We start from the raw sequence: 8427 nt of genomic DNA, 5'->3' as shown, positions 1-8427 counted from the left end.
CCTCTTCTACAGCAGCTCCGCTGCCTCGTTCACCGGCCTTGACGAACAGCCCCCGCCCTTAACTGAACGGCGTTGGCCCTAGAGGTCCTCGACGAAGTAACTGTCGTGCCGGACGCGGAACTTCTTGAGTTCCTCGGGACCACGCCGGGCGACCTCCGCGACCTGCTCGAAGTACTCCTCGCGCGGGGCGCCGGGCGAGAAGAGCATGAGCATCGACATGGGCTCGTCGGTCGCGTTCTTGAAGCCGTGCAGTCCGCCGACGGGGACGTAGAGGAAGTCGCCCTCGCGGCCCGTGACCCACTTCTCGCCGTCGTAGAGCTCCAGTTCGCCCGAGAGGACGTAGAAGGACTCCGACATGGCCTTGTGGAAGTGCGGCTTGGCCCCGGCGGCGCGTGCGCCCAACTCCACCTTGTAGAGCCCGAATTCGCCGCCGGTGGAGGCGTGGGTGGCGAGGTAGTGGGTGGAACCGCCGGGCGAGGAGACGTCGGCCGGGGTCCCGGCGGGACGGAAGGTCGCGTTCACCTCACCGGTGTCACCGTGGTAGCGGTCCTCGGGGTACTCCAGGCGGCCTTCCAGGTCTTCGGGGTACGACATGACGCTCTCCTTCGGTCCTTCGGCGGGGTGTCCATGGCATGGTGGCGCGCGCGCCCCGGGGGCCACATCGGCCGTCCGAACGATCTTGGAGGCTGGCGGGCGGAGGGCGGTGGCCCTAGGACCGGGGGTTGGGGGCGCGGCGGCGCGGCGGATCGGGCCGGGCCGGGGGCCGGACTCAGCCGAACCAGACCACCAGGCGGACGTTCTCGTCGCCGTACTCGGCCGCGAGGGCGCGCATCGCCGCCCACACCGGGGCCCAACTACCCTCCGGCGGAACGAACATCGCGGCCGTGAGGACCACCGGACGGTACACGGCGCCGTTCAGCCGGACCTCGCCGCCCGGCGGCCACTCGGACGGGAACAGATCCTCGCCGAAGAGCTGCTCCGCCGCGTCGAGCACGTCGGCCGGCGCCCACACGACGTCGTCCAGGACGAGCTGGCCGTCGGGCCCCGTTCGCCACTCGCCGAGGCGGTTCCCGTCGGGCGAGTCGCAGAGCGGCGCGGCCCAGTCGACCGCCGCGATCTCGGCCCATGTCGCGTACGAGTGGCTGTGGTTCAGCTCGCCGCTCTCCTTCGGTACCTCGTCGCAGGCGTCCTCCGGCCATCCCCTCCGGTCGAACAGCGGCCGCTCCACGCCGAGGCTCCCGCCGTAGCCGAACAGGCACTCGCGGGCGTCCCGCGCCTTCCAGAGGTCGAAGTCGAGCAGATCGACCTCCATCTCCCAGGCCCCGCCGGCGGCGCGTGTCTCGACCAGTCCGTCGATGTAGGTCCCCATGGAGCGGATGCTAGAGGGGCCCCGCGCATACCCTTCGACTCTCACCCTGAGCCCGGCCGGACTTCCCGCGATGACGCAACGAACAGATACGCCTCCCGCCTGGGACGAGCGCACGCAGCTGGCCACCTTCCTCGACTGCGCGCGGGCCACGGCGCGAGCGAGATGCGAGGGAGTCGCTGCCCCGACTCCTCGCGGAGTACGAGGAGCAGAGCGACCGCTACCGCACCCTGCTGGCCGACCACGACCTGAACACCAGGGCGAAGCGCCCCATCCGAGACGGCCGCCACGTGGACCTCCGCTGGATCGTCCTCCACATGGTCGAGGAGACGTCCCGCCACAACGGCCACTTGGACATCGTCCGCGAACTCCTGGACGGCCGGACGGGCTCGTAGCCGGGCGGGCTGGGCGCGCCGAGAGGCACGCCCAGCCGTACTCAAGGACTAACGCAGATGCCGGGCGAAGAACCTGACGGCGCTGTCGATCTCGAACGCCGGGATCTCCCCGTGCAGCCCGGGGTTGGCGTGCAGGCTCTTCTCGACGGACCCGAGGGCGTCGAAGAGGGCCAAACCCTGCTCGCGCGGCACGCGTTCGTCGTCCCACTGCACCAGGAACTCGACGGGAACGGTGACGAGCGGGGCGAAGTCGGCGCTTGCCAGAACCCCTCCAAGCCCCAGCACGGCGGCCCGAACCCGAGGCTCGGCGGCGACGAACGGCACACCGAGCCCACACCCCAAGGAGACTCCCCAGTACCCGACGTCACGCCGGCCGACGTGGTCAAGGTCCTGGACGGCATCAACGACACCCCGCCACTCGGGCACGGTCTGCCGGGCGACGAGGGCCTGGAACTCGGCGATGAGAGGAGCCAACTCCTCACCGGCCTCGACGCGGGCCTGGTTCTCGGCCACGATCCGGTCGTACTCGTCGACCTTCGGCCGGTCGCCATGAGCGGGCACGTCGACCGCCACCACGGCGAACCCACACTCCACGGCGAACCGCCGCGCCCGCACGGAGACCCCGGGCGCCTTCTTGTGCTGGCCACCGCCGTGCCCCATGACGACCAGCGGCCGCGGACCGACGGCCCCGTCGGGCGTCCACAGGACGCCGGGGATCTCGCCAAGAGTGAAGAGCTGTTCACGGACGCCGTCGGCCGACGTCTCAGAGATGAAGCGCATAGCGTTTCAGCCTTTCGGGATGCCTTCTGCGGGCACTCCCTAGGCCATGCGGGGGAGGGAGGCCCGACCTGTCGAAGCGTTGATGGGTCTCACCTCCTTGACGAAGCAGTGGCGCACGGCGGCGGAAACGTATCACGAGGAACCGTGGACAAGCCGCCCCCTGAAACCGGCACCGCAGAGCCGCCGATACGCCTCCACGACGTCCCCGGGCACCTCCTGCCCGACGATGAACCCCTGCTCGGGGTAGACGAGCAACCGCTGCTGGGCCCCGACGAGCATGTCGAGAACGAGCCGGGCGTCGCCGATCGAGTCCACGTACTCAGCCATGGTCATGGCCGCGGAGGCACAGACGACCTCGACTTCCGGCCAGAGCTTGCGGGCGGTCGCAAAGGCCCGCCGCTCCTCGTACGGCTTGCTGACGAGCAGCACGGACGAGACGTCCACGCCGCGCTCCGCGAGGAGCGCCCGCGAGAACCGAATGTTCTCCCCGGTGTTCCGCGCCCGCGCCTCGACAAGAACGACGTCGCCAGGAACCCCCAGCTCCACGGCCCGCTCCCGATAGTGCTCGGCCTCACCGAGCGGCATACGCCCACGCGTGGTGCGGCTGGTGGCCCCCGTGAAGACGATCACCGGAAACAGCCCGCGCCGATACAGCTCGACGCTCGCATCGGCCACCCCGAGATCATGACTACCAAGCCCGAGCCCCACGGAACAGGGCCGCGGCTCATGGCCCATCTGCTGGAAGTCCCAAAGCAGTTGGGCATCGGCCCAAGCCTGTGTCGAGATCATCGTGCCGTCTTCCGGGTCGAGTCGGGGACCTTGAAGTCATACGACCAGGAGAAGCGACTCGCCGCGTGGACGCCGATGGCGAACTCCACGACGGTCCCTTCCGCCGTGTACGTGGTGCGGTGAAGCTCGACGACCCACTCGCCGGGTGCCAGTTGGAGCAGCGCCGCCTCCTCGGGCGTGGCGATACGCGCGAACAGCTCCTCGCGCATGTGGTCGATCTCGTACCCCGCGTCGTAGAGCACGCGGAAGCCGCCGCCGCGCCCGGCGGGCCCCGGCGTCGGGTCGACGAGACGTGTTCCTTCGACGTGTTCGGGCCGGTAGTAGCTGGTGAGGGTGTGCGTCGGCTGGTCCCCCTCCTTCACGAGGCGGGCACGGGCGTACACCTCGGCGCCCTCGGGGAGCCCATGCGCGGCGGCCACGAGGGCTGTCGCGGGCCCGCGGCTGACGTTCTGCGTCTGCTCGCCCCGCTTGTACGCCCGCCCCGAGGCGACGCGGTCGGCGATGAACGCGACCTCGTCGCCGTCCCGCCACTTCGCCTTGTCGTACCGGCCGATGCCGAGCCGCTTGAGCGGCTGCTGCTGTCGCACGACGGTGCCGTGCCCCCGGGACGAGGTCACGAGCCCTTCGGCCTCCAACGCCTTGTAGGCCGCGTGAACCGTCGACTTCGACCCCTCACCGGCCTCCACCAGCTCCCGAATGTGGGGAAGCCGCTGACCGGGGGCGTACTCGCCGCTTCTGATGCGCTCGGCCAGCCTGTCGGCCAGTTCCCGCCACTTGGGTGCCACGCCAGCTCCTCTCGATAGTAGAAGTCAACCACAGTCCCAGGACTGTTGACAGTCCTGGGACTGTGGGCCATTGTCTCTTGATGTGCACCTCGCGTCCTAGGACAGCGGGCTTCCCCGGAGGTGGTTGATGAGCGTTGAGACGGTGATCCTGCGCTGGGCCCAGGGGCCCAGAAGCGTGCCGATGGCAAGGCGGCGATTGGTCGGCGTGCTGGAATACTGGGGCCTGGGCTGTGTGGCGGACAGCGCCTCGCTCGTCCTGTCCGAGCTGCTCACCAATGCCGTTCGGCATGGACGGGTCCCGGGTCGGGAGATCGAGACGCGGTTCGCCCGTCTGCCGGGCGTCGTACGGATCGAGGTGCACGACGCGTCCGAGAGGCGGCCGATGACGGCGCTGCCGAGCCACTGTGCAGGGGGAGGCTGGGGGCTTCCCCTCGTGGACATGCTCGCGGCGAAGTGGGGAGTCTCCGCTCGATGTGGGCCGGGCAAGGTCGTGTGGGCCGAGTTGGTGATCGGGGAGGTCGACGGCGAGCCCCAGAAACACGCCCGCCCCCCGGAGTAGGAGTCTGGCGTGGTTCGTGGTGCGGTGTTGTCATCGGGGGGTGGACAGATTCGAGGGGTACTCGGCGTTTGTTACTGGTGGGGCTCGGGGGATTGGGGCTGCTGTTGTGCGGCGGCTTCATTCCGAAGGGGCGCGGGTTGTTGTTGCTGATGTGGATGACTCCGCCGCTCGGGAGGCCTTCGGCGGGGTCCGTGGGGTTTCGGTTGTGCGGTGTGATGTGGGGGACGCCGAATCCGTCGCGGCTGCCTTCGCTTACGTGCGCGAGGAGCTCGGGGGGCTTGACGTGCTCGTCAACAATGCCTTCGCCCGCGATGCGATGGACAGTCCTCGTATCGAGGACGATCCCGACGGGGGGTGGCGGGAGCAGCTCCACGTGACCCTCCTCGGGGCCGTACGGTGTGCGCGGGCCGCCATGCCGTTGCTCGCCGCCGCCGACGGCCGTGGCGCCGTCGTCAACATCGGGTCCGTCAACGCCGAGGCGTACTTCGGCAACCACGCCTACAGCGCCGCCAAGGCCGGCCTCGCCTCCTTCACCCGTACCCTCGCCGGCGAAGTCGCCCCGCGGCGCGTCCGGGTCAATCAGATCACCCCCGGCACCGTCGCCACCCGCGCGTGGGAGTCCCGGGAGGAGCAGCTGGCCGCTCTGGCCGCGCGTGTCTATCCGCTCGGGCGGGTCGGGACCCCCGACGACGTCGCCGCCGCCGTCGCATTTCTCGCCTCCTCCGACGCCGCCTGGATCACCGGCACCACCCTCCGCGTGGACGGCGGACTGCTCGCGGTCAACACGCACTTCGGTGAAGTGCTCGGACAGCCCTGATCAGGACGGTGGAGCGACCGAGGGTCTGCAGCCCCTCGGTCGTCGGCGCTTCGTTCGTTGCGCCGCCGCCGGCACGCCGTCGTCAGCTCAGGCGCTCGTCCGCGTACGCCGTCATCGCCTCGCACTGGTACTCCGCCAGGCCCTCCGCGATCCGGTCGAAGTTCGCGCGGAAGCGCGGGTCGTCGACGTACATGCGGGCCAGGCCCTTGTACGCCTCCGCCGTCGGGGTCCAGAAGCGGCTGACCGACCGGTAGTTGGCGTCCACCTCGGCCTGGACCGCCGGGTCCGTGACCGGCGTGCCGGACGCCATCAGCTCCGCGAAGCGGATCATCTGCGCCGTCACCTCCCGCTGCCACCGCTCCTGGTCCTCCGCCGTCATCGTCTCCATGGCCGGCCGTGACTCCTCCCACGCCTCCGGCCACCGCTCGCGCACCTCGGCGTCGTCGGCCTCGGAGTGCGCGAAGCCCTCGAAGAGGTTCTCCGGCCTGTTGATCTTCGTCATCGTGTCGTCGTCCTCGTCTTCCTCCAGTTCGGCGATGGTCCGCCCGACCGTCCGGACCAGCGTGTCCAGCCGGTTCCGCTCCCGCAGCAACCGCTCGTGGTGCTCCCGCAGCACGCTCATCCGGTCCACCTGGCTGTCCAGGACCGCCCGGACCTCGCGCAGCCCCAGGTCCAGCTCCCGCATCAGCAGGATCTGCTGCAACCGCAGCAGATCCGCCTCCTCGTAGTAGCGGTGCCCGTTGCGCCCGATCCACGCGGGCGGCAGCAGACCGATCTCGTCGTAGTGCCGCAGCGTCCGGGACGTCACCCCGGACATCCGGGCCACCTCCGCGATCGACCAGGCCATGGCGGGTTCCTCCCATCGCCGGGCCGGTCTCTCCGGCCCCACACACGACCGTAGGAGTTGACGTCGCGGCAAGCGCAAGTCGTGCCATCGTGGAGTCATGACCATCGACGTACGTCCGGCCTCCGTCTTCGAGGACGTCCGTGCCGTGATCGGCCCGAAGTCGCCGGACGCCAATGTCTGCTGGTGCCTGAGCTACCGGATCCCGTCCAAGCTCAACAACGAGCTGCGCGGACCGGAGCGCGGCGCGTACGTCGCCGAGCTGTGCCGCGAACAGGTCCCGCCGGGCGTCATCGCCTACGACGGCGACGAGCCCGTCGGCTGGGCCGCCGTCGCGCCCCGCGCGGACACCACCTACGCGCGCAACCGGAAGATCCCGCACGTCGACGACCTGCCGGTCTGGTCGCTGTGGTGCGTCCGGGTCCGACCCGGCCACCGCAAGCAGGGGATCTCGCACGCCCTGATCACCGGCGCCGTCGAGTTCACCCGCGCGCACGGAGCCCCGGCGATCGAGGCGTACCCCCTCGACAACGGCGACGCGAAGGTCGATCTGACCATGGCCTACGCCGGGTTGCGGAAGAACTTCGAGCGCGCCGGGTTCGTCCACGCCGCCGACACCACCTCGGTCCTCGCCGGTCACCCCCGCGTCCTGATGCGGCTCGACCTGCGCTCCTGATCAGCGGCGGAAGCCGTCACGACGTCGTCAGCATCAGCCCGATCCCGACCACCATCAGCCCCGCCGCCGCCATCCTCGGCCCCCCGAACCGCTCCTTGAAGAAGACCGCGCCGATCGCCGCCCCCACGATGATCGAGGACTCCCGCAGGGCTGCGACCGGGGCCAGCGGCGCCTTCGTCTGGGCCCAGAGGACGAGTCCGTACGCGGGGACCGAGAGAGCCGCTCCGCACAAGCCCCGTACGGCGTGCGGGCGGAGCTGGGCGAGCAGGGCGCCGCGCCGGGTCCACATCGCGTACGCCGGCAGGGGCGACCCCTCCAGGATCATCAGCCACGCGATGTAGCCGAGCGGGGTGCCGGAGGCGCGGGCGCCGACGCCGTCGACGACGGTGTAGGCCGCGATGGCGAGCCCCGTCGCCCCGGCCGCGAGAAGCGCCGCCCAGTTCGGGCCCCGGCCCGACCCGCCCGAGCCCCGGATGCCCCACAGCGCCAGGCCCGTAAGGCCCGCGCAGGCCACCGCGACGCCCGTCAGCTGCCGGCCGCTCGGGATCTCGTCGACGAAGACCGCCGCGAGGAGCGTCACCGCCAGCGGAGCCGTACCGCGCGCGATCGGATACATCTGCCCGAAGTCGCCCAGCGTGAACGACCGCATCAGCAGCACCATGTACGCCACATGCAGCACGGCCGAGGCGACCAGGTACGGCCATGCCCCGGACGCCGGCAGCGGTACGAAGAGGGCGGCGACGCCACCGATCAGCGCGCCGCCGCCGGATATGAGGGTGAAGGAGAGCAGCTGGTCGCGGATGGTGTGGGCCATCGCGTTCCAGGCGGCGTGCGTCACGGCGGCCAGCAGGACCGCCGCGACGACCAGCGGGGTCACGCGGTCCGCTCGCGTACGTCCACCAGCGCGCCGCCCGCGTGCGCGATCAGCGACTTGGGGTCGAGCGCGAACACGGAGTGCGGGGTGCCGGCGGCCGCCCACACCACGTCGCGGTCGAGCAGCGCCCGGTCGGCCAGGACCCGGGTCCGGGTGCGGTGCCCGAACGGCGGGACGCCCCCGATCGCGTACCCGGTGGTCTCCCGTACGATCCGCGCGTCCGCCCGCGTCACGGTCTCGGCGCCGAGCTCCGCCCGTACGCGCTCCACGTCGACCCGCGACGAACCGTCCATCAGCACGAGCACCGGCACGCCGTCCGCCGCGAAGATCAACGACTTCACGATCTCGGACACCTCGCAGCCGATCGCCTCGGCGGCCTGGGCGGCGGTACGGGTCTCGTCCGGGAAGCGGCGGATCTCGACGTCGAGCCCGAGTTCGTGCAGGGCGGCGGCGAAGAGGGGGTGCGCGAGGGGTTCGGGATGGCTCATGGCCCGCACGCTAGCGTTCGGTGTAGGGGCCATGCGACTCCATTCCAAGCCTTC

Annotated in this window: 11 protein-coding genes and 1 pseudogene; 4 read left to right on the top strand and 8 right to left on the bottom strand. The window is 70.7% G+C overall.

What is annotated here, in order from left to right; all coding sequences use genetic code 11:
- Positions 1–78: 78 nt before the first annotated feature.
- Both Q5762_RS28370 and Q5762_RS28365 read right to left on the bottom strand, forming a co-directional pair.
- On the bottom strand, positions 79–594 hold the full coding sequence (locus tag Q5762_RS28370) for a cupin domain-containing protein (protein WP_315895098.1): 516 nt from the start codon (positions 592–594) through the stop codon (positions 79–81).
- Positions 595–769: 175 nt separating this feature from the next.
- On the bottom strand, positions 770–1369 hold the full coding sequence (locus Q5762_RS28365; RefSeq protein WP_315895097.1) for a hypothetical protein: 600 nt from the start codon (positions 1367–1369) through the stop codon (positions 770–772).
- Positions 1370–1439: 70 nt separating this feature from the next.
- Here Q5762_RS28365 and Q5762_RS28360 point away from each other — a divergent pair.
- A pseudogene (locus Q5762_RS28360) lies at positions 1440–1761 on the top strand (DUF664 domain-containing protein).
- A 48-nt stretch (positions 1762–1809) separates the two neighbouring features.
- Here Q5762_RS28360 and Q5762_RS28355 read toward each other — a convergent pair.
- The 3 genes from Q5762_RS28355 to Q5762_RS28345 form a co-directional block, all read right to left on the bottom strand.
- Positions 1810–2541, bottom strand: a complete 732-nt coding sequence (locus Q5762_RS28355; protein WP_315895096.1) for an alpha/beta hydrolase — start codon at positions 2539–2541, stop codon at positions 1810–1812.
- 132 nt (positions 2542–2673) lie between these two features.
- Complete coding sequence (locus tag Q5762_RS28350) at positions 2674–3330, bottom strand: YdcF family protein (protein ID WP_315895095.1); 657 nt, start codon at positions 3328–3330, stop codon at positions 2674–2676.
- The gene (locus Q5762_RS28345; RefSeq protein ID WP_315895094.1) at positions 3327–4115 is read right to left on the bottom strand and encodes a GntR family transcriptional regulator; all 789 of its coding nucleotides are present in this window, start codon (positions 4113–4115) and stop codon (positions 3327–3329) included. The genes Q5762_RS28350 and Q5762_RS28345 overlap by 4 nt, the downstream gene beginning before the upstream one ends.
- 127 nt (positions 4116–4242) lie before the next feature.
- On the opposite strand from Q5762_RS28345, the gene Q5762_RS28340 reads away from it, so the two are divergent.
- Entirely contained in the window at positions 4243–4674 is a 432-nt protein-coding gene (locus Q5762_RS28340; RefSeq protein WP_315895093.1) for an ATP-binding protein, read from the top strand.
- 40 nt (positions 4675–4714) lie between these two features.
- Complete coding sequence (locus Q5762_RS28335) at positions 4715–5491, top strand: SDR family oxidoreductase (protein WP_315895092.1); 777 nt, start codon at positions 4715–4717, stop codon at positions 5489–5491.
- Positions 5492–5573: 82 nt separating this feature from the next.
- On the opposite strand, the gene Q5762_RS28330 is transcribed toward Q5762_RS28335, so the two are convergent.
- Positions 5574–6338 (bottom strand): MerR family transcriptional regulator, encoded by a 765-nt coding sequence (locus tag Q5762_RS28330; protein WP_315895091.1) that lies wholly within the window; start codon positions 6336–6338, stop codon positions 5574–5576.
- Between the two features lie 97 nt (positions 6339–6435).
- Here Q5762_RS28330 and Q5762_RS28325 point away from each other — a divergent pair, with 97 nt between their 5' ends.
- Positions 6436–7011 (top strand): GNAT family N-acetyltransferase, encoded by a 576-nt coding sequence (locus Q5762_RS28325; protein ID WP_315895090.1) that lies wholly within the window; start codon positions 6436–6438, stop codon positions 7009–7011.
- Positions 7012–7027: 16 nt separating this feature from the next.
- Here the strand turns inward: Q5762_RS28325 and Q5762_RS28320 are convergent, their stop codons facing one another.
- Both Q5762_RS28320 and Q5762_RS28315 read right to left on the bottom strand, forming a co-directional pair.
- Positions 7028–7888 carry a DMT family transporter gene (locus Q5762_RS28320; protein WP_315895089.1) on the bottom strand — a complete coding sequence of 287 codons (861 nt, stop codon included), beginning with the start codon at positions 7886–7888 and terminating at the stop codon, positions 7028–7030.
- Complete coding sequence (locus tag Q5762_RS28315; RefSeq protein WP_315895088.1) at positions 7885–8373, bottom strand: YbaK/EbsC family protein; 489 nt, start codon at positions 8371–8373, stop codon at positions 7885–7887. The genes Q5762_RS28320 and Q5762_RS28315 overlap by 4 nt, the downstream gene beginning before the upstream one ends.
- Positions 8374–8427 lie beyond the last annotated feature (54 nt).

Origin of the sequence: Streptomyces sp. P9(2023), assembly GCF_032436795.1 — a bacterium.
In the GTDB taxonomy this organism is placed as follows: Bacteria; Actinomycetota; Actinomycetes; order Streptomycetales; family Streptomycetaceae; genus Streptomyces.
Note: the sequence above shows the minus strand (reverse complement) of the source record. Positions and strands in the feature narration are given on the sequence as shown.

Bases quoted from the DNA above. Each gene is read 5' to 3' on its own strand.
- Q5762_RS28370 (WP_315895098.1), bottom strand. From the start codon at position 594: ATGTCGTACCCCGAAGACCTGGAAGGCCGCCTGGAGTACCCCGAGGAC.
- Q5762_RS28365 (WP_315895097.1), bottom strand. From the start codon at position 1,369: ATGGGGACCTACATCGACGGACTGGTCGAGACACGCGCCGCCGGCGGG.
- Q5762_RS28355 (WP_315895096.1), bottom strand. From the start codon at position 2,541: ATGCGCTTCATCTCTGAGACGTCGGCCGACGGCGTCCGTGAACAGCTC.
- Q5762_RS28350 (WP_315895095.1), bottom strand. From the start codon at position 3,330: ATGATCTCGACACAGGCTTGGGCCGATGCCCAACTGCTTTGGGACTTC.
- Q5762_RS28340 (WP_315895093.1), top strand. From the start codon at position 4,243: ATGAGCGTTGAGACGGTGATCCTGCGCTGGGCCCAGGGGCCCAGAAGC.
- Q5762_RS28330 (WP_315895091.1), bottom strand. From the start codon at position 6,338: ATGGCCTGGTCGATCGCGGAGGTGGCCCGGATGTCCGGGGTGACGTCC.
- Q5762_RS28325 (WP_315895090.1), top strand. From the start codon at position 6,436: ATGACCATCGACGTACGTCCGGCCTCCGTCTTCGAGGACGTCCGTGCC.
- Q5762_RS28315 (WP_315895088.1), bottom strand. From the start codon at position 8,373: ATGAGCCATCCCGAACCCCTCGCGCACCCCCTCTTCGCCGCCGCCCTG.